Source organism: Nonomuraea sp. LPB2021202275-12-8 (assembly GCF_037044575.1).
Classification (GTDB): domain Bacteria; phylum Actinomycetota; class Actinomycetes; order Streptosporangiales; family Streptosporangiaceae; genus Nonomuraea.
Genome location: NZ_JBAHWD010000039.1, coordinates 41,900 through 60,243, shown reverse-complemented (window position 1 = coordinate 60,243; position 18,344 = coordinate 41,900). Strand labels below are relative to the sequence as shown.

General features: G+C 68.2%; 21 protein-coding genes. 12 read left to right on the top strand and 9 right to left on the bottom strand.

Annotated elements, in window-relative coordinates; genetic code table 11:
• Positions 1–119: 119 nt before the first annotated feature.
• The 3 genes from V5E28_RS41710 to V5E28_RS41700 all read left to right on the top strand — a co-directional run bounded on the left by V5E28_RS41710 (position 120) and on the right by V5E28_RS41700 (position 3,140).
• Positions 120–896: an N-acetylmannosamine-6-phosphate 2-epimerase gene (locus V5E28_RS41710; protein ID WP_336215452.1), complete on the top strand. Its 777-nt coding sequence runs from the start codon at positions 120–122 to the stop codon at positions 894–896.
• A gap of 160 nt (positions 897–1,056) precedes the next feature.
• On the top strand, positions 1,057–2,100 hold the full coding sequence (locus V5E28_RS41705) for a Gfo/Idh/MocA family protein (protein WP_336215451.1): 1,044 nt from the start codon (positions 1,057–1,059) through the stop codon (positions 2,098–2,100).
• Positions 2,097–3,140 (top strand): Gfo/Idh/MocA family protein, encoded by a 1,044-nt coding sequence (locus V5E28_RS41700; RefSeq protein WP_336215450.1) that lies wholly within the window; start codon positions 2,097–2,099, stop codon positions 3,138–3,140. The genes V5E28_RS41705 and V5E28_RS41700 overlap by 4 nt, the downstream gene beginning before the upstream one ends.
• Here V5E28_RS41700 and V5E28_RS41695 read toward each other — a convergent pair whose 3' ends face one another.
• Positions 3,141–3,320, bottom strand: coding sequence for a hypothetical protein (locus tag V5E28_RS41695; RefSeq protein WP_336215449.1), 180 nt, complete (start codon positions 3,318–3,320; stop codon positions 3,141–3,143). It abuts the gene before it with no gap.
• Between the two features lie 155 nt (positions 3,321–3,475).
• On the opposite strand from V5E28_RS41695, the gene V5E28_RS41690 reads away from it, so the two are divergent.
• Positions 3,476–4,954, top strand: coding sequence for a DUF4127 family protein (locus tag V5E28_RS41690; protein ID WP_336215447.1), 1,479 nt, complete (start codon positions 3,476–3,478; stop codon positions 4,952–4,954).
• A gap of 137 nt (positions 4,955–5,091) precedes the next feature.
• Here V5E28_RS41690 and V5E28_RS41685 read toward each other — a convergent pair whose 3' ends face one another.
• Positions 5,092–6,258, bottom strand: coding sequence for a hypothetical protein (locus tag V5E28_RS41685; RefSeq protein ID WP_336215446.1), 1,167 nt, complete (start codon positions 6,256–6,258; stop codon positions 5,092–5,094).
• Between the two features lie 233 nt (positions 6,259–6,491).
• Here V5E28_RS41685 and V5E28_RS41680 point away from each other — a divergent pair, with 233 nt between their 5' ends.
• On the top strand, positions 6,492–6,788 hold the full coding sequence (locus V5E28_RS41680) for a hypothetical protein (RefSeq protein ID WP_336215445.1): 297 nt from the start codon (positions 6,492–6,494) through the stop codon (positions 6,786–6,788).
• Between the two features lie 189 nt (positions 6,789–6,977).
• Here V5E28_RS41680 and V5E28_RS41675 read toward each other — a convergent pair whose 3' ends face one another.
• Positions 6,978–7,346 carry a MerR family transcriptional regulator gene (locus tag V5E28_RS41675; protein ID WP_442945953.1) on the bottom strand — a complete coding sequence of 123 codons (369 nt, stop codon included), beginning with the start codon at positions 7,344–7,346 and terminating at the stop codon, positions 6,978–6,980.
• 99 nt (positions 7,347–7,445) lie between these two features.
• On the opposite strand from V5E28_RS41675, the gene V5E28_RS41670 reads away from it, so the two are divergent.
• The gene (locus tag V5E28_RS41670; protein WP_336215443.1) at positions 7,446–8,354 is read left to right on the top strand and encodes an NAD(P)-dependent oxidoreductase; all 909 of its coding nucleotides are present in this window, start codon (positions 7,446–7,448) and stop codon (positions 8,352–8,354) included.
• Here the strand turns inward: V5E28_RS41670 and V5E28_RS41665 are convergent.
• From V5E28_RS41665 to V5E28_RS41640, 6 genes are all read right to left on the bottom strand, one after another.
• Complete coding sequence (locus tag V5E28_RS41665; RefSeq protein WP_336215441.1) at positions 8,332–8,712, bottom strand: hypothetical protein; 381 nt, start codon at positions 8,710–8,712, stop codon at positions 8,332–8,334. The genes V5E28_RS41670 and V5E28_RS41665 overlap by 23 nt on opposite strands.
• Before the next feature lie 164 nt (positions 8,713–8,876).
• Positions 8,877–9,326, bottom strand: coding sequence for an ATP-binding cassette domain-containing protein (locus V5E28_RS41660; RefSeq protein ID WP_336215439.1), 450 nt, complete (start codon positions 9,324–9,326; stop codon positions 8,877–8,879).
• Between the two features lie 334 nt (positions 9,327–9,660).
• Positions 9,661–10,890 (bottom strand): serine hydrolase domain-containing protein, encoded by a 1,230-nt coding sequence (locus tag V5E28_RS41655; protein ID WP_336215438.1) that lies wholly within the window; start codon positions 10,888–10,890, stop codon positions 9,661–9,663.
• A gap of 120 nt (positions 10,891–11,010) precedes the next feature.
• Positions 11,011–11,241 carry a hypothetical protein gene (locus V5E28_RS41650; protein WP_336215437.1) on the bottom strand — a complete coding sequence of 77 codons (231 nt, stop codon included), beginning with the start codon at positions 11,239–11,241 and terminating at the stop codon, positions 11,011–11,013.
• Between the two features lie 537 nt (positions 11,242–11,778).
• Positions 11,779–12,531: an SDR family NAD(P)-dependent oxidoreductase gene (locus tag V5E28_RS41645; RefSeq protein WP_336215435.1), complete on the bottom strand. Its 753-nt coding sequence runs from the start codon at positions 12,529–12,531 to the stop codon at positions 11,779–11,781.
• A 26-nt stretch (positions 12,532–12,557) separates the two neighbouring features.
• On the bottom strand, positions 12,558–13,343 hold the full coding sequence (locus V5E28_RS41640; protein ID WP_442945951.1) for a helix-turn-helix transcriptional regulator: 786 nt from the start codon (positions 13,341–13,343) through the stop codon (positions 12,558–12,560).
• Positions 13,344–13,858: 515 nt separating this feature from the next.
• On the opposite strand from V5E28_RS41640, the gene V5E28_RS41635 reads away from it, so the two are divergent.
• From V5E28_RS41635 to V5E28_RS41610, 6 genes are all read left to right on the top strand, one after another.
• Complete coding sequence (locus tag V5E28_RS41635) at positions 13,859–14,383, top strand: hypothetical protein (RefSeq protein ID WP_336215432.1); 525 nt, start codon at positions 13,859–13,861, stop codon at positions 14,381–14,383.
• A gap of 190 nt (positions 14,384–14,573) precedes the next feature.
• Entirely contained in the window at positions 14,574–14,849 is a 276-nt protein-coding gene (locus V5E28_RS41630) for a hypothetical protein (protein ID WP_336215430.1), read from the top strand.
• 418 nt (positions 14,850–15,267) lie between these two features.
• A complete protein-coding gene (locus V5E28_RS41625) occupies positions 15,268–15,723 on the top strand; it encodes a helix-turn-helix domain-containing protein (RefSeq protein WP_336215428.1) in 456 nt (151 codons plus the stop codon).
• A gap of 3 nt (positions 15,724–15,726) precedes the next feature.
• A complete protein-coding gene (locus V5E28_RS41620) occupies positions 15,727–16,281 on the top strand; it encodes a PIN domain-containing protein (RefSeq protein WP_336215426.1) in 555 nt (184 codons plus the stop codon).
• Between the two features lie 354 nt (positions 16,282–16,635).
• Positions 16,636–17,115, top strand: coding sequence for a SigE family RNA polymerase sigma factor (locus V5E28_RS41615; protein WP_336215424.1), 480 nt, complete (start codon positions 16,636–16,638; stop codon positions 17,113–17,115).
• Positions 17,112–18,302, top strand: a complete 1,191-nt coding sequence (locus V5E28_RS41610) for a hypothetical protein (protein WP_336215423.1) — start codon at positions 17,112–17,114, stop codon at positions 18,300–18,302. The genes V5E28_RS41615 and V5E28_RS41610 overlap by 4 nt, the downstream gene beginning before the upstream one ends.
• Positions 18,303–18,344 lie beyond the last annotated feature (42 nt).

Below are 18,344 nucleotides of genomic sequence, written 5' to 3'. Positions count from 1 at the left end.
GCGCGGGGGAGGGCGCGTGCCACCGTGGAGGCACCTTCCTCCGGCACGCCTTTGACGTCGGATGTCCCAGTCGTGGCGGGGGAGAGGGCGGGGATCCAGCGGTTGCATGGACATGAAAAATGGTATATACCAATTATGTGCAGTTAATGGATAGAGATGGGTCTGATTTGTCCCACGAGGAGGCGCGAGCCGCCACGGTCGCCCGCCTGGAGGGGGGCGTGGTCGTCTCGGCTCAAACGCACCGGCCAGGCGGACCATTGGACGACCCGGACACACTTGTCCGGCTCGCGATCGCGGCCGAGCTCGGTGGCGCCAGAGGGTTTCGCGTCGCCGGCCCCGAGGTCGTAGCGCTGCTACGCACCCGGACCGCACTGCCGATCATCGGCATCACGAAGCGGCCGGACCTGGGGCATGAGGTGTTCATCACGCCTGTCGTGGCGGACGCGATCGCGCTGATCGACGCGGGCGCCGACATCGTCGCCGCGGACGCCTCACCACAGGGTCGTCCGGCCGACTCGTTCGCCGACATCGTGGCGGCCTGTCACAGCAGAGGTGTCGCCGTCGTGGCCGACTGCGCGACGGTCGAGCAGGGCCTGGCCGTGGCCGCGGGGCCGGCAGCCCCCGACATGGTGGCGACGACCATGGCCGGATACACCGCGAAGACGCGCGGCGTGACGCCGCCCGATCTCGGCATGACCGCCGTCCTCGCCGCACAACTGTCAGTCCCCGTGGTCACCGAGGGCGGGATCTGGGACCCGAGCGGGGTCGAGGCCGCCTTCGCCGCGGGGGCCTACGCCGTCGTCGTCGGTTCCGCGGTGACCGACCCCGAGCGCATCACCAGGCGTATGACAGGAGCCGCGCGAGATGCGACCGGTCCGAGCTCACACCGATGGTGAAAACGCGTCACCCGGACATTCCATGTCAAGGTGACTCAGCACCTTGCCCGGGTCGGTCGGCGTGCGCGGATGCCGGCCCACCCGCTGATCGACGGCGGCTCAGGATGGCCACCGTGTCTCCCGTACTTGACCGCGCTTCGAGCACAGGCAGGAAGAGTTGATGCCCGCACTGAAAGTTGGACTGGTCGGGGCGGGTGGCATCGCGCACGCCCATGCCCCCGCCTGGCGATCGCTTGGCGCCGAGCTGCACGTCTTCAGCTTGGAAGGCGCAGACGACCTCGCCGCAACGTACGGCGCGCGGAAATCCGCGTCGCTTGACGACCTGCTGCGGCTGGTCTCCGTCGTCGACGTCATGACGCCGACTCTCACCCATCACGACATCACGAGCCGGGCGTTGGCCGCAGGCGCGCATGTGTTCTGCGAGAAGCCGTTGGCCCGGAAGACCTCGGACGCGGCCGACCTGCTGCGCCGGGCCTCGGCCTCCGGCCGGCACCTCTTCCCCGGCCACGTCGTGCGCTACTTCCCCGAGTACGCGGCCATGCACGCCGCCGTCAGGGCAGGAGCGATCGGGCGGCCGGCGGTGCTGCGGTTCAGCCGCGGCGGCGCGTTCCCGTGGTGGTCGCCCTGGTTCTCCGACACCGAGCAATCGGGCGGGCTGGTGATGGACCAGATGATCCACGACCTGGACATCGCGCGGTGGGTGGCCGGTGAGGTGGTGGAGGTCTACGCGACGCAGAACACCGCGAACCGCGACGGGCAGCCGCTGCAGACCGCCCACGTCGTGCTCACGCACGCCGGTGGCGCGATCAGCCACGTACGAGGACTATGGGGCCCGCCGCACGTCACGTTCCGGACGTCGTTCCATGTCGCGGGCGATGACGGTGTGCTGCACTTCGACTCGGCCGACCCGCCAGGGGTGCGCCTCGATCTCGGGCCGGTTCCGGCGGGTGGCGAGGAGCGGCCCGCGCCTGTCGCCGGGGAGAGCCCGTACCTGACCGAGATCCGGGAGTTCGCCGAGGCGATCGCCGGTGGGCCGGCGGCCCGTGTGACGGCCGCCGACGGGGTCGTCGCCGTCGAGCTCGCCGAGGCTGCCCTTGAGTCGCTCGGCAGCGGGGAGGCGGTGCCGATCGACACCAACGCGCGCCTGCGTGACCTCCTCGGCCCCCTGGAACCAGACATGAGCGTGGGGAGTGGTGTCGCGTGACAACCGCAGCAGGGGCCCGCCCGCTGAAGGTCGCGTTGTTGTCGTTCGCGCACGTGCACGCCGAGGGTTACGCGCGGTTGCTGGCCGAGCGGCCGGGCGTCGAACTCCTGACCGCGGACCCGGACGCCGTAGACGCCCCACCGGGGGAGCTGCGCGGCAGGGCGTTCGCCGACAGGATCGGCGTCGCCTATGCCGGCACCTACGACGAGGCGCTGGCCTGGGGGCCCGATGCCGTCATCGTCTGCAGCGAGAACGCCCGCCATCGCGACCTCGTCATCAGCGCCGCCGCCGCGGGCGCGCATGTGCTCTGCGAGAAGCCGCTCGCCACGAGCGTCGCCGACGCGGAGGCGATGATCGCCGCCTGCGAGGCCGCGGACGTCTTCCTGATGACTGCCTACCCGGTGCGGTTCAGCCGGGAGTTCGCGTCGCTCAAGGCACTGTACGACTCGGGCGCCATCGGGACCGTCCTGGGCATCACCGGCACCAACAACGGGAAGATCCCCGTCGGCGGGCGCGCTTGGTTCACCGATCCGTCGCTCTCCGGTGGCGGCGCGCTGGCCGACCACGTCGTGCACGTGGCCGACCTGATCGACGAGTTGCTCGGCGAGCCGGCGGTCGCGGTGAGGGCCGTCACCAACCAGATCCTCCACGCCGACAAGCCGCAGGTCCGGGCGGAGACCGGCGGTCTCGTCACCATCACGTACCAGTCCGGCGCCGTTGCGACGATCGACTGCTCGTGGAGTCATCCCGACAACGCCCCCAACTGGGGCGGACTCACTCTGCAGGTGGTGGGTACCGAAGGCGTCGTCGAGATCGACCCGTTCGGCGCCCATGTGTCCGGGACGTTGCGCCAGGGCGCCGCCTGGCTGGCCCTCGGTGAGGACCTCGACCGGGCCATGCTGGACCGGTTCCTCGGCGCCGTCCGCGACGGGAGGCCACCGCAGCCGGACGGCGCCACCGGCCTGCGCACTCTTCGGATCGTCACCGCTGCCCAGCGGTCCGTGGCCAGCGGGCGGGTGGTCCGGCTGGCATCCGGCTGATCAAAGGGCCTTCGTTCCGGAGAAACGCCTTGGGGCAGGGGCGCCGACCACGAAGACGGTCGGCGCCCCTTCACCATCCGTTCTCCAGGCGGGACAGAGCTTCCAGGCCCGCTCCGAGTCGATCAGGTCGGCGGCGCCGGCGAGCACGCGGACCAGGAGCGTGACCGCGTCGGTGATCACGTGAGAGCCGAGCCGGCCGATCTCGGCCAGGGGCAGCGCCTGTCCGGTCTCCTCCCGGTAGGCACGCTCGATCGCGGGGCCGGACGTCTACCGGGGAGATCGCTACTCCTACCAGCTCACCATCCACCGCGACCCTCAGTAGGAAGTCCCACCGCATGCACATCGCTCTGCTGCCCCTCGACGAACGCCCGGTCAACACCCGCCTGCCCACCGACGTCGCGGCGATCGCCGGCGCGCGGGTCAGTCTGCCCGACCCCGGGCTGCTGCCGTCCATGCGGAGTCCCGGCAAGGTCGGACCCCTCAGTCAATGGCTGCTGGACCAGCGCATGGACGCGGCCGTGGTGTCCGTGGACATGCTGGTGTACGGGGGCCTCATCCCCGCCAGAACCACCTCCGACGACACGCTGACGGTCCTCGAGAGGCTCAACGTGCTGCGCAGGCTCCGGCAGGCCCACCCTGGCCTGCCCGTCTCCGCGGTCTCGTTGGTCACCAGGGCCAGTGACAGCTATCACGGCGACGAGGAGCCTTCGTACTGGCCGCGGTTCGGCCGTGAGCTGCACGCGTACGGCGGACTGCTCCATCGTCTGCACCTGGCCGACCTGACGGGTGACGAGCCTCCCGCCGACGAGCGTACCGGCCGGATCCCCGCCGAGATCAGGTCCGACTTCGAGTCGCGCCGCCTGCGCAACCACGTCGTCAACCTGGAAGCACTCAAGCTCCTCGCGGAAGGTGCCGTCGATCCGCTGCTCATCACCGCCGACGACACGGCCGTCCACTCGGCGGGCTCGGTCGAGCAGAGCTGGCTGCGGCACTGGGCGCGGTCGCTCGATCCGGCGGGCACGCTGCTGATGTACCCAGGCGCCGACGAGGTCGGCGCGGTGCTCGTCGCCCGGGCGCTGGCGGCACAGCACGGCCGGACGATCCGCATCCGCGTGGCCGGCGGTGACCCGGCCGGGTTGGACGCCGTCGCCCCCTACGAGAACCTGCCCGCCGCCGAAGGCGCCCGCCGCCAGATCCTCGCAGCGGGCGCCCGTGTGGCCGAGGACGGCGAGGACGCCGACGTCGTCTTGATCCTTCACACCCCCGACCCGCGGCGGACCGACTGGCTCGGCACCCAGCCCGTCCCGGACGCCGCGGCGGTCGCCGCGACGATCCGGGCCGTGCGCGAGGCCGGCGCCCCGGTCGCCCTGGCGGACATCCGTCACGCCAACGGCGGCGACCCGGAACTGGTGACGGCGCTGCGGGCTGAGGGCCTCGTCGACGGCCTGGTCGCGTACGGCGGCTGGAACACCGCAGGCAACACGATCGGCTCGGTGGTGGCCGCCGCCGTGGCGACCGTCATCGGCAGCAGGGAGAATACCCTCGACCGGACGGCCGCCCGGCGCCTCCTTCTGCACCGCCTCACCGAGGACTACGGCTATCAGGCCATGGTCCGGGCCACCGACACGGATGCCGACGCGGTAGGCCAGAGGCTCGCGTCGATCTTGCGCGGGTTCGACCCGGACTGGTCGATCGGGGATGTCGCGTTTCCCTGGAACCGCTCCTTCGAGATCGACTTCACGCTGGCGAGGCGGACGCCTGAGGGACTGATCCCGGATGAGACATTCGTCGACGAGGGGGCTGCGCGGGAATGAGGGGGACTGCACGCGGCGGCCGCTCGGGGCTGCCCACCGCTTCGTCGCGCACCGGGTGAGCGCAGCTCCGACCTCTCCGACCTCTCCGACCTCGTCGGCGATCGGCGGCCGCGCTCCTCTGCTCGGGAGGACTGCGTTCAGGGGGAGAGATTCGGCCAGTTGCCGCCGCGAGCCCGTACGTCCGCGGCCACCTCTTCCGCCGACCGGCCGTCGGTGTCAACGCGCAGATCACCTGCCCCGGCGCTGTTGAGCGTCTTGGCCTCGAACGCCGCTCGTTCGGCGATACGGTGCAGGCTGTCCGAGTTCAGCCCCTTCAGTTCATCACCCGGTAGGGCCGGCCCGCCTCCCCGGCCACGCCGCGCGACGCGCTCGGCCAGGGTTTCTGGCCCCGCATGCAAGCGGCACACGGTCAAGGCCGTTCCGGGCAGCAACTCGGCGTAGCCGCGGACAACGTCGTCGGAGTCGGCCTCCCCGGAGACGACCAGGCACCGGGCACCCGCCGCGCGGTGCCCTGCCCAGATGGCCGCGAGGTTGCGGGCCTTGAGGCGATGGCTGTCCACGTCGTCGTCCGGGACAGGACGCAGCGCACCGATCTGCTTCACATCGACATAGGCGGCCCGCACGCCGGTCCGGTAGACCTGCATGAAGATCTCGTAGCCGATCGTCGACTTCCCAACCGCCGTAGCACCGCACAGCCACAGCACGGGTACCGGCACGGAAGCGGGATCCGCCGAGGTCGGGTGCTCCTGCCGGTCAACGACACTGTGGAATGTCGGGCCGGGGAGGACACCCGGCCATCCCCCCACACGCTCACAGACCAGCCGGGCCGCCTCAGACACCACCAAGCCGCCCGTATCCACGCACACGTCGGCGTATTCACTGCGTTCCAGGGCTTCCGCTTCAACGACCGCCTCCTCTACCAGATCCGGACGCCATCCCCGCGCGAGAAACCGTTCCTTGAGCTCAGCGCTATCGACGCGCAGTCGGCACACGGTGAACGTGGCATCAGGAAGAAGGGCGGTGTACTCGCGAACCTCCTCGGGAGTGTCAACGAAGCCCGCAAGGACCAGGCATTGCACCCCTTCCTGCAGGAAATTCGGCCACATCGCAGCCAGATTCCGCGCGCGGAGGCGATGCGTCACGCCCTCTGGCATGGGATAGCACAGGCTGATCTGGTCAGCGTCGACGAACGCCGTCTTGACGCCGGCACGACTCAGCCGCGCAAACACCTCCCAGCCAACCGTGGACTTCCCGACACCCGTAGGCCCCGACAGCCAGAGCAGAGGCAGAGAAACGTTGCTCATCCGCGCGACACTAGCGGGCCCCCGGTGGAACGAGCGAGTGCATTTCGCCGCCGTCAGGGGCGAGTAAGGCTCCGGACAGGACACGCGGCTCCACCTCATCGGCCAACCTCAGTGCTCCACGAATGTGAACACCTTCTCCTCCTTGCTGTCTGGATCCCCACGCGCCGAACCTCTACCTGCACGCCACGGCCGGCCCTGCGCTGCGGGGCCACGCGGGCTGGTACAAATGGGGCATGAGTGATTCCGTCGGGTATCCCCCACAGCCGAACGTGCGGCCGGCCCGGCGTGTCTACAGCCGGAGGTACCGCGTGTGGGCCCACATGCTCCTGTGGACTCCGATCGCCCTCACGGTGATCGGTGTCGTTCTCGGCCTGGGGCTGTTCGCCGCCGCTGACGCCGATTCGACGTCCAGTTCGTCCGCGCTCGGCTATCTCGGCCTCGTCGTGTGGGGCGGCCTCGCGGTCCTGTCCCCGGTCCTGCTCGGGTCGTTCATCGCCGGGCTGGTCATGCTGCTCCGCACGCGCAGCTGAGGTCGCGGCCGGACGGCGCGAAACTCTGACGGCATGATCGCCTGTCGATGCTGTCGCGAGTTGTCATTCCGGTGGGGCCTGATGGTGACGTTCCTTGTTCCCCGGTGGCACGGCCTCCTCCGTGTCACCGCCGAGTCGGCGGCCGCCGTGGCGATACCACCGGTGTGGGTCGGAACGCCTCTCGATAGGTCAGGTGGAGGGGTGAGTCGCCAAAGCTTGGCACGCTGCCGGATCGGCGGGCTCGAGCGGCGCGGTGGCCTCGATGAGAGTGTCCAGGGCATCGCGCGCGGTGAGGAGCTCGGCCACCGCGCCGCTGAGCCGTTCACGTTCCCGGTGCAGGTCAGGAAGCATGCCGGAGCAGGCCGGCGTCAGCGTCTGGCCGTCGTCGGCCATGCAGGGCAGCAGTTCGGCGATCGTGGCGCTGTTCAGTCCGGCGGCGAGCATGAGGCGGATGCCCCGCACGATGCTGACATCCCCTTCGCCGTACTCGCGGTAGCCGCTGGGCAGCCGTACCGGCTGCAGCAAGCCCTGCTCCTCGTAGTACCGCAACGAGCGCACGCTGGCCCCCGTGCGTCGGGACAGCTGGCCTATCCGCATGAAATCACCACCCCATCCGGCTTGACTCTCACGTCCATGTGAGGGTCCAACCTATCCCTCATGACGAACTCGCTTTTCTCCGGCCAGAACCGCACACCGATCACCGTCATCGGCCTGGGCCCGATGGGCCTGGCACTGGCCCGGGCACTTTTGACCCACGGACACCCCTTGACGATCTGGAACCGCACCGCCGAAAAGGGCGACGCGCTCGTCGCCGAGGGCGCGCGCCGCGCGGCGACCGTCGCCGAGGCGGTGTCCGCAAGCCCGGTCACGATCATGTGCCTCAAAGACTACGAAACCATGCACGAACTCCTGGTCCCCACCGGTGATGCTCTGCGGGGCCGGGTGCTGGTGAACCTCAACTCGGGTACGCCCGCGCAGGCACGCGCGGCGGCCGAGTGGGCGGCCGCGCACGAGATCGCTTACCTTGACGGCGCGATCATGGTGCCGCCGCCTCTCGTCGGGCAGCCCGGCTCCGTCCTGCTCTACAGCGGCCCTCAGGACGTCTTCGAGCGGCTCCAGCCGACGCTGGCCTGCCTCGGCGACCCCCGCTGGCTCGGCGCGGATCCCGGCGTGGCGGTGCTGTACAACGCGGCGCTGCTGGACCTGATGTACGCGACCATGAACGGATTCCTGCACGCCACCGCCCTGGTCGCCTCGGCGGGCGTGCCCGCGACCGAGTTCGCCGATCTCGCCGTCAACTGGTTCATGCCCACGGTGGTGATGGACGCGAGTCTTGTCGAGCAGGCGTCCGACCTGGACAAGGGCGACTACCCGGGCGACGTGGGCACGATGGAGATGAACCTGAACGCGCTGCAGCACATCACCCGCACCAGCGTGGAACAGGGAGTCCACTCCGACCAGCCACGGCTGATGCAGGAGGTCGCCGAACAGGCGATCGCCGAGGGCTACGGCGGCAACAACTATCTGGCCGTGTTCGAAATCCTCAGAAGACCGGCGACGACCTGACAGCGCCGCCCCAGGGAGACGGGGAGGGGGTGCGGCCCGCCACCGCGGCCCACATGAGTTCGATCGCGCCCCGGCTGGGCACGAACGGCGCCAGGGACTGCACGAAACGCGGCATGATCTCCTGCGGCATCAGCAGTCCGCCCAGCGCCGCGATCGGGAAGTACGCCACCTGCGACACCGCGATCGCCGCCTTGGACGACACCGCGTACCCGATGAACAAGCCCATCAGCATGAACGGCACGGAGCCCACCAGCAGCGCGCCGATGCCCAGCGCCAGGCGGAGCGGGGAGATGGCGGCGGCGGTGAGGAACGCCGAGATGAGCAGGACCGGCACCACCGACAGCAGCATGCCGGCCATCGTGGTCAGGATGCGGCAGGCGAAGCGGGGCACTCGCCGGATCGGTGCCGGTGAAGGGCACCACGAACGCCAGCATCGCGGCCGCTGGGAAGACCGCGCCTGCCACCAGCCCGATCGGGACGCGCAGCTGTTCCAGGAACTGGTAGCGGGTGAGGATGAGGCTGTCAGCACCGCTGTGCCGCCGTCGGCGTGGAAGCTCTGATCACCTCCCACAGGATTCGCCTGGCTTCCACGTCAAGCCCGGTGGTGGGCTCGTCGAGGAAGACCACGTGCGGGTTGCCGGCGAAGGCCGGCGACACCGCCAGGCGGCGCTTCTGCCCGCCGGACAGCCCGCCGATCTGCCGCTTGGCCAGGTCACTCAGCCCGAACCGCTCCAACAGGTCCGCCTTATCCCGGTATTTCGGGTAATGGTCGCGCGATCTCACCCAGGCGGTGAAGCCTTCGATCGCGTCGATGACCGCCTCGAAGCGGACCGAGTGGTACAGGTCGAAGGCGTGGTTCCCGCCGCGCAGCTCGGCGTAGACGACGGGGGAGGCCGAGGTCTGGCGTAGCCGGTCGGCGAAGTGCCGGGCATCGGCCGCGGGCACCTGCTGGTCGAGATCGCCATGGGCCACGAGGAACGGCGGTGCGCCCGGTGCGATGTGGGCCAGCGGCGAGGACTCGGGGCCTGGCTGCCGAAGTAGGTGCCGTACCAGCCGTTCAAGTAGATGGCGCCGGTTATGGAGGTGTCGGCGTCTGCGAAGCCAGGCTGGAAGGCGGGGTCGTTCTTGGGTGAGCGCGGCCAGCGCCCGCGTGGTCATCCGCGAGGCCGCGTTCACCGTCCTTCACCGTAGGTGCGGCCTCATGGTCGCCTGCCCCGAGACGGCAGGGGCCGCCAGCCGGCGGGCGCTGGACGCCGGCCTGGGCCGGGCCCCCTGCTCTTCAGGTCGGCCAGGCCGTGGCCGCGCGTCAGCCCTGGCCGATGATGGCCTGCTGCTCCCGGCCGAGGATCGCCGTGAACTCCTGGAGGTCGTCGTAGTTGCTGAGGACGACGCCGACCCAATCGGCGTCCAGGTAGACGTTCCAGTTGGTGCTGACGCCACCGCTGCCGCCGCCGCGCCCGGACACCCACTGGCTGCCGTTGATGATGTGGAGCACACCCGAGTACGCGTGGAACGACGTGGGTTTGCGGCCGGGGCGGTTGGCCCCGGTGTACAAGTCGGCGTAGGGCCGGTCCAGCACTGTGGCGTCGCGCACCGCTTTCGCGAACCGGACCAGGTCCGGCGCGGTGGCGAAGACGTCGCCGATGAAGCTGCGGCCCGGATTCTCGCCTGGTCCCTGCTGGCTCAGGCTGTCCCTGTCCAGGTTGCGGACGGCGTCCACCCGGTTGCCGTCGGGCTGGCGCATGTAGGGGTGCGCGATGTGCTCGTCGGCGAGCCACTGGTCCCTGGTGTAGTAGGCGGAGCCGGTCATGCCGGCGCGTCCGAAGACGTGTTCGTGCATGTAGTCCCAGAACGTCGTACCGGTCACGGCTTCGATGATCTGCTCGGCCATGGCGCCGGCGGCGCCACCGCCGGCAGTGTGGCCGTTGGCGGCGCCGCTCGAGCCGGGGACTGCCACCAGCGTCGCCTGCCGGGCCCACTGCTGGTTGTACTCGTGCACCTCTTCACGGCTGTGGAAGACGCGTTGCACGTCCGGCCTCGGGGCGTCTATCCCGGAGGTGCCGGTAAGCAGGTGGAAAATGTTCACCTGCTCGGCGATGTCGTCGGCGATGCCGTCCAGGTGGGTGCCGACCGTGTCCGACAGCGTCAGCCTGCCCTGCTGCAACAGCTGCAGGACGGCCACCGGGAGGAACGGCCCACCTGCCGAGGAGAGGTTGAACGCGACGTCCTCGTGGTTGCGGATCCGCCTTTCCTTGTCGGCCCAGCCGTAGCTGCGTGACAGCACGGTCCGGCCCCGGTGCGCCAGTAGCACCACACCGGAGAACTTGTCCTGTGCGGCGAGGTCCGCCACGTACCGGTCGTAGGCGCCGCCGGGCCGGGTGTCGGGCGGGATCTGGCCGTGTCCGGACAGCTCGGGCGCGGGGGCGGCGTCGACGTTGCCCGTCCCGGCGCCCAGTAACGAGCCCATCACCCCGGCCAGGGCTGCCGCGCCCGTGTATCCCATCAGTCTGCGCCGGTTGACATTGAATTCGATCATGTTGATCGTTCCTTTCCATGCGCGGGCGGTGATCCGCCGTACGCGGTCGACGAAGGGCAACACCAGGTCTTGCTCCCGGCTGTGATTGGCGACGTCTGCCCAGCCTTGTCGGCGGCCGGGTCATGGCGGCACACGCTCAGTTCCCGGGCTGGTGGGTGCTGGCACGGTGGCGGCCTCGACGAGGCGCGTGACCAGTTGCTGGTAGGGCAGTCCGGCTGCGGCGAACATTCTGGGTACCTGGGATTCGGCGGTCATTCCGGGCATGGTGTTGACTTCGTTGAGGACGGGTCCGTGGTCGGTGAGGAAGAAGTCGATGCGGGCGAGCCCGGCGCAGCCGAGCGCGTCGAACATCCGCAGCGCGCTCCGTAACTGGCCCGCCGGCCGACCCCGTCCACTGTCGGCCAGCCGTGTCTCCGCCTCATCCGCGCCGTGTCATGGTCGTGTCACGGCCGCAACCGACGGTGGCAGCCGTCGACAAGCCGAGACATGCGGCGGACAACGCGCGCGCGCATTCGGCACCCATCGTGGTCCGTTGACAATGAACGACCCACACCTTCAACCCCTCGGCCCCGAGACCGGCTGTACGCTGCGGTCCGCTGGTGCTCGCCATGCTCCTGCTGGTCCCCGGTCGAGCGGATCACGTCACGCCAGGCGTACCTGACCCCCTCGTAGGAGGAGCTCGCGTGGGCGCGGGAGAGGACCGACACCGATGAGCACCTGCTGACGCTGACGCTCGCTGAAGTGCTTTCAGCGGGTGGCGATCTCCATCCGTGAGGGCCGACTCAACTCCGTCACCTGCTCCGCAGACTCGGCTCCAGCTCCCTGCGGCGGCGCATCACCGCGGTCACAACAAGGTCGAAGGCTTCAACGGCGGCTGTTGTTTGGCTGTCAAAGGCGCAGCCCGAGGGGCGCCGCGCCCACCAGGCCGCCGTCGATGACGAGGTCCTGACCGGTGATGTACGACGCGTCGTCCGAGGCCAGGAAGGCGACGGCAGCGGCGACATCGTCCGGGTGGCCGAGCGAGCCGAGCGGCACCTCCGCGATGATGCGGGTCTCCGCGTCGGGGTCGATGGCGGACCGGTACATCTCGGTCTCGATGTAGCCGGGGCTGACGGAGTTGACGCGGATGCCACGCGGTGCGAGGTCGGTGCCGAGCGTGCGGGCCAGATTGTGCACGGCAGCCTTGCTGGCGGCGTAGATCGAGGCGACCGGGAGGCCGCGGTGCAGGGTCCAGGAGGCGTTGATGACGACGGCGCCTCCGTCACCCATCAGCGGCAGCGCCTTCTGGATCGTAAAGAACACACCCTTGAAGTTGATTCCGACGGTGTGGTCGAAGTCCTTCGGGGTGAACTCTGGGCTGAAGTCCGCAATTCCGGCATTGGCGAAGACCGCGTCGAGGGCGCCGCGCCAGGTCTCGATGCGCCGCACGAGGAGATCGAGGTCGGCGTCAACGCTGACGTCCGCGCGGACGGGCAGGACTCGCTCGGCGCCCAGGCGTTCTGCCGCGGTGTCGAGGCGGGCCTGGTCGCGGCCGGTGATGACGACGTACGCGCCCTCGTCGAGAAGCCTGCGCGCCGTCGCGAACCCGATGCCGCTGGTGCCGCCGGTGATCAAAACTGTTCTGTTCGTGAATCGCTTCATACCGACGATCCTCGAGCGGCGCGCGCCTACGCGGCAGTGTTGGCTGAACCTGGGTCTGACACCACCACCAAGCGCTCCAGCAGAGCCTTCGTTCCCGTCCCGGGTGCGGGGGTGTGCAGCGACAGGCGGTGGCCGGGCAGTTCGGGCAGCGGCAGGGTGGTGGCCTCGAAAGTCAGCGTGCCCAGGCCGGGAATCTCCAAAGCCTTGGTGCCGTGGGTGGGACCGCCCACGGGGAGTTCCGCCCAGATCTCGGCGAAGGCGGGGCTCGCGGCGCACAGGTCCGCGGCCAGGCGGCCGAACTCGGGATCGTCCGGGTAGCGGGCGGCGTCCGCCCGGAACAGGCCGATCATCGCTCGAGCCGCGTCGTGCCAGTCCACGACTGCCGCACGGTAGCGGGCGTTGGTGAAGAAGCTGACCAGGCAGTTGTGGTCGTACTCGTTGCACTGGAACACGATCTCCGCCGCGCGGTTGACCGCGAGGACGTTCCAGTGCCGGTCGATGACGTACGCGGGCCGCGGCAGCCAGCCCTCCAGTAGCCGCCGCACGGCATCGGGGACCCGGCCTTCGGACGGCGCCGCCTGCGGCGGATTGAGACCGGCGAGGAGGTACAGGTGCTCGCGCTCGGCGGGCTCCAGGCGCAGCACCCTGGCGATGGCGTCCAGGACGTCGGCGGAGACGTTGATGTCGCGTCCCTGCTCGAGCCAGGTGTACCAGGACACTCCTACACCGGCGAGCACCGCCACCTCCTCCCGCCGCAGCCCGGGCGTACGGCGGCCCTCGCCTGCCGGCATGCCCACGTCAGCGGGCGTCACGCGGGCTCGCCGCGACCGGAGGAATGCGCGCATCTCGGAACTGCGCCGCTGCCGCGCATCCGTGGAGAGCCGGGAAATGCCCATCAGGTCATGCTATGTCGTGATTAACAGACCTCGTCTGTACGGCCCGCTCACGCGTGTCGCTGCCCGGGGGTGCTGCCGAGCGGGCCGGCTCGTGTGCGAGCACGCTGTGTCGCAGCGTTTTCTGGATAGACGTTTCTGGACGGTGTCGCGCGGCCGGCATGGAGGCGCTCCTGACGCTGCCCAAGAGTATGGCCACCAGCCACCAGAGTCGGTGGCCGCCCATCACCAGATCTTGGCCGTGTACCACCAGGTCCGGTCGGCCACTACCAGCCTGGGGGTGGGGTGTCTGATCAGGCACTGGTCGGGGCGTCTCACTTGGCACGCGCTGAAGCGCCTCGCAACTGGGCGGCAACCAGCCTCGGCTATGAACGTCTAGTTCGCGGCCGTCCGGCCGCGAACACCGGAACACGACATCCCGCCAAGGAATCCTCATGAACACCTCAGATCCCCGTTCGCGGGTCGGACGGGCCAGCCGGAAGCTGGCCGTCGTCTCGGCCCTGGCAGCCGCGGCCCTCGCCATTGCGGCGGGCCCCGCTATGGCCGAGCCGAACCCGCAGGTCAAGTGCACGAGTGCCAGTACCCATGTGATCTGCTTCAGCCTTGACCGGCTTGACGACGGCAACGTCGCCGCGCATCTGGGCATCGACATCCACATGAGCCGCGCCGACGCTCAGGCCATCATCGACGCTCCCGGCGAGGAGCTCTCCGCCAAGGTCATCGGCGCGGACCCGGCCTTCAACAACAGTCTGGTGTCGGTCCCGGTCACCTGGAGCGCGGCGGGCGACGCGGGGCTCTCGGCTGAGTTCGACATCACCGTGCCCTTCAGCGTCCTCAACGAGGACGACGGGTACTTCGACGGCTACATCGACGAACTGTTCGGCCGGATCGTCCTGGTCGATCCCCGCAACGGAGCCAAGCGTACCTTCACCTCGGCGACCATCACCGGCTACTACTGAGGCCGGGCTGCCCAACCCCGGGGGACGCCAGGGCGCGGGCCGTACGGCTCGCGCCTTTGGCATGTTCGGGTGTGAGGCGAATAGCGCTCGCGGGCCATGTTTCGCCGCTCGATCTGGGGCCGCCGCGCCTGCCGTTTCCGAGGAAGCGATCCGGCGGATCCAGGGCGCCGAACGTGAGCATCTGACTCACTTGGATCTCTCCGCACCCAATCTCGGTCGCCTGCCGGACAGTCTGGGCAACCTGACCGACCTCGACTACTTGGGCGTCGGTCCGAATCCGTTGGTGAGTCCGCCGCCGGAAAACCGGCTGATGTTGCCGCGCATCGCGCTGCTGGGTGTGATCACCGCCTCCGTCTCCACCTACTTCGTCGAACGTTTTCACCAGCAGTATCTTCACCGCAGCATTAACGGCTACTGCGGGATCGGCGTGGCCTGTCCGGTCGGCCTGACGTCCGGCGAGGCGTAGACCTGCGGAGATAGCTAGAATCTGGCCCTTGATCGCCCGGCTCTGTCCGGTGCTGATCGGAAGTCCGAATAGTATTCGGCCTGCTTGGCGGCGAGTGAGACGGTAAGGCTGCCAGCCGAAGGAGTGCGTGCCGCCCACTGGAAGATCTTGTTTGGCGCGCATGCGATGCTGCGCCTTGCGGACCTTCACTTTTGAGATCACCGCGCCAAAGAGGCTCATGCTCTCGGTGTCCTCGCTCCCGCACCCCATGCTCATCCCGCCGAAATGTCCGGCAAGTCGGGTATCGCCCTTGGATTGGCGTCCTGCCCTGCCCTCTTGGAGCGCTTCAGTTGATGAACCAATCGTGACCGAAGCTGCTAGCGATTTCGCTTGCGTATATTTCGTTTGCTGCGGATACTGCGAAGAGGGGGTGTTCGCCATGACAGACGTACAGGCCAAACGAGTTCAGCCTGGGAGCATCGATGCCGAGGTAGCCGGTCGCGCAGTGCGCCGGATCAAGGACTACCTCATGCGGTATCCCGAGCAGTCGACCGTTCGAGTCGCCGGTGAGCACGGGGGTGAGGATCCATTGATTCTGCCTCGCGAAGCCGTGAGTCTGCTCGCCTTCATCCTTGCCCAAGCAGCCGAAGGGCGCGGAGTCACGGTCATTCCGTCACATGCCGAGCTGACGACACAGCAGGCGGCTGACCTGCTGAACGTCTCGCGCCCATACGTGATCAAGCTACTGGAGACGGGAGAGATTCCCTTCCGGTTGATCGGCAAACACCGACGAATCAAATGTGAGGATCTCCAGGAATACAAGCGTCGCGATGATGCCAAGCGCCGGACGTCGGCTGATCAGCTCGCTGCGCTGGGGCAAGAGCTGGGCATCTGAGCGATGACATTCGTAGTGGTCTACGACGCGAACGTGCTGTACGGCAACGCCCTGCGTGACCTGCTCATTCGCCTTGCCATGACGGGACGGGTGCAAGCCAAGTGGACCAACCGGATCCTGGATGAGATGCAGCGTAACCTTGCCGCCAACCGGCCCGACATTCCTGCGGAGAAGCTCGGCAAGCTCCGCTGCCTGATGAACTCCGCTGTCCGAGACTGTCTCGTCGAAGGGTACGAGCCGCTGATCGAAGGGCTGAAGCTCCCCGACTCGGATGATCGGCATGTGCTGGCTGCGGCGATCAAGGTGGGCGCACAAGTTATCGTTACGTCCAACCTCAAGGACTTCCCCGCCGATTATCTGACTCCATGGGATATCGAGGTGAAGTCGCCCGACGACTTCGTACTGGACCAGATCGATCTGGACGGAAGGGTCGTATGGGCTTGTGTGCAGCAGATCGCCGACTCGCGGACCAGCCCGCCGGAGACGGTTGATGACGTGCTCGATGCCTTGGAGGCGGCGGGCCTCGTCGAGGCGGTCGCTGCCCTTCGAGCCGGCTGAAGTCTTGCCGAACTGTTTTGTAGCGCGAACCGAACCGCTACCACCAGCAATACCTGTACAAAGTGCCCAACGGCTGAGGAAGCAGGGGTCTTCCGGAAGATCTTCGCGTCGCTCATCGGGTACGAGTTCGACGGTCCGACCGGCAGGCGGTCGAAACTGCGTGATGATCAGCATTCCCCTTTGAAGTAGCTGATGGCGGTCGGGACGATGTTCTCCGGGGCAGGTGGAACCCGTCGGCGACGTGACCGCTCGTCCGCCGGTTGCGCCTTGCCATCTTCAGCATCTTGCCGGGTGATGCAACATTTCAGGGGTCCTGGTGCGTCTCCGTCGGGATGAACGAGAGGATCCTCCTTCGTGGATGACGCACCGGACTTAGCCGACTTCGTCGCCAATCGGGGTCATGCGTTGTTCCGCTATGCCTACATGCTTACCGGCAATCCGCATGATGCCGCTGATCTGGTTCAAGAGGCGGTGATGCGACTGCGGAACTCGTGGCCGCGCGTGCAGCGCAAGCACGACCCAGAGAGCTACGTGAAGACCACGATCGCCCGGCTGCACATCTCCTTCTGGAGGCGGCGCAGGCGTGAACACCTGGTGTGGGAGGTGCCCGAACAGCCGCGATCGGAGGCGGAGTCACCGCTGGACCTATGGGACGAGCTGGCCAAACTGCCCAAGCGTCAACGTGCCGTCCTTGTCCTGCGCTACTACGAGGACCGGTCGGATGTAGAGATCGCCGAGATGCTCGACATTTCTCCAGGAACCGTGCGGAGCCAGGCGTCCCGCGCTCTGGGCAAACTGCGCGACACCGTTACCCGGCCAAGGAGCCTGCGATGAACGATGTTGAGAAGGAGTTGCGCCGTACGTTCGCCCGCGCGGAGGCGCGGATCCCGGCGATGCCGCCGGATTTGCTGCGCCAGATGGCCGTACCGCGGGTTCGGCGCAGACGCCGCGGCCTCGCGCTGGCGAGCGTGGCGGCCACCGGTCTCGTGATCTCGGTGACGTCAGCCGTGGTCTGGCAGGCTCCCGAGCCGCGGCCTACCGTCACGTCGCCACCCAACGTCACGGCGAGGCCGACGCCGCGCATCAAGGAGTCACGGACTGTGGAGAGGATTGCTGCGCCGCTGGAGCAGGTGCTGCCTTCGGTGATCGCGGTAGTTCCCCGGAAGGTCCCGAACGGTGAGGCCTTCACGCCGAAGCTGTTCACCGACGCAGGCACCCTGCTCGGATACGTGTCGAAGAAGGGCTACGACCCTGCGCCTGCGTTATGGACTTACAACCTGGAGTCGCAGACTTTCCAGCACCTGGCCACCATCGATTCGCCTATCGCGCCGGTGAACTCACTGGCGGTGGGTGAAGGCGTGATCGCCTGGTTCAAGTATGTGGACCGAGATATCCACATCATGACCATCCCGGTGACTGGGGGCGATCCCCGTACGGTGGTGTCGTTCCCGGCCGAGCTGGATGTGGACAAGGTGAACGGGGACAGCATCTACGGTGTCGAACTGGCCATCGGGGACGGCAAGATCTTCTGGTCGTCGACCAAATCGGGCGGTGTCCATCAGCTTCCGGTGTCGGGCGGCGAGCCGTCGTTCACTCCGGGCACAGAGGGATTGGGCCTCTTCCGCTGGCCCTGGGCGGGACGTCCCAACGATGGCCGGGTAGGCGTGACGAATCTGCTCAACCTGAGCACCGGGGAGCGGCTCGACGATCCCGCGCAGGCGGCATGCGACCTGACTTGGTGCCTCAGCGGCAACCAGGCGACCCGCCGCGACGGCAGCCAGGCCGTGGATCTGCCGGGTGATCACCCTCGGTCACTTGTGGCCGATCGCTTCGTCACCATCAGTCAGATCGACAAGCAGGGACGGAAGGCTGAAGCGATCTTTGACCTCGCCACATCAAGGGTCGGCCGGCTGTGGATCCACAACGACCACAAGGCCTCTCCCACCCTCTACACCAGCACCGAAACGCTTCACTTCAAGCGCGGCGACAAGTGGGTCGTCATCCATGACGCAGACCGTTAGGAGAAGAACCCGCGGCCCGGTTTCACTGCCTCCAAGGATCAT

Excerpts from the sequence above, each read along its gene's own strand:
- V5E28_RS41710 (WP_336215452.1), top strand. The coding sequence starts at position 120 with ATGGTATATACCAATTATGTGCAGTTAATGGATAGAGATGGGTCTGAT.
- V5E28_RS41705 (WP_336215451.1), top strand. The coding sequence starts at position 1,057 with ATGCCCGCACTGAAAGTTGGACTGGTCGGGGCGGGTGGCATCGCGCAC.
- V5E28_RS41690 (WP_336215447.1), top strand. The coding sequence starts at position 3,476 with ATGCACATCGCTCTGCTGCCCCTCGACGAACGCCCGGTCAACACCCGC.
- V5E28_RS41685 (WP_336215446.1), bottom strand. The coding sequence starts at position 6,258 with ATGAGCAACGTTTCTCTGCCTCTGCTCTGGCTGTCGGGGCCTACGGGT.
- V5E28_RS41680 (WP_336215445.1), top strand. The coding sequence starts at position 6,492 with ATGAGTGATTCCGTCGGGTATCCCCCACAGCCGAACGTGCGGCCGGCC.
- V5E28_RS41670 (WP_336215443.1), top strand. The coding sequence starts at position 7,446 with ATGACGAACTCGCTTTTCTCCGGCCAGAACCGCACACCGATCACCGTC.
- V5E28_RS41665 (WP_336215441.1), bottom strand. The coding sequence starts at position 8,712 with ATGGCCGGCATGCTGCTGTCGGTGGTGCCGGTCCTGCTCATCTCGGCG.
- V5E28_RS41655 (WP_336215438.1), bottom strand. The coding sequence starts at position 10,890 with ATGATCGAATTCAATGTCAACCGGCGCAGACTGATGGGATACACGGGC.
- V5E28_RS41650 (WP_336215437.1), bottom strand. The coding sequence starts at position 11,241 with ATGTTCGACGCGCTCGGCTGCGCCGGGCTCGCCCGCATCGACTTCTTC.
- V5E28_RS41645 (WP_336215435.1), bottom strand. The coding sequence starts at position 12,531 with ATGAAGCGATTCACGAACAGAACAGTTTTGATCACCGGCGGCACCAGC.
- V5E28_RS41635 (WP_336215432.1), top strand. The coding sequence starts at position 13,859 with ATGAACACCTCAGATCCCCGTTCGCGGGTCGGACGGGCCAGCCGGAAG.
- V5E28_RS41625 (WP_336215428.1), top strand. The coding sequence starts at position 15,268 with ATGACAGACGTACAGGCCAAACGAGTTCAGCCTGGGAGCATCGATGCC.
- V5E28_RS41620 (WP_336215426.1), top strand. The coding sequence starts at position 15,727 with ATGACATTCGTAGTGGTCTACGACGCGAACGTGCTGTACGGCAACGCC.
- V5E28_RS41610 (WP_336215423.1), top strand. The coding sequence starts at position 17,112 with ATGAACGATGTTGAGAAGGAGTTGCGCCGTACGTTCGCCCGCGCGGAG.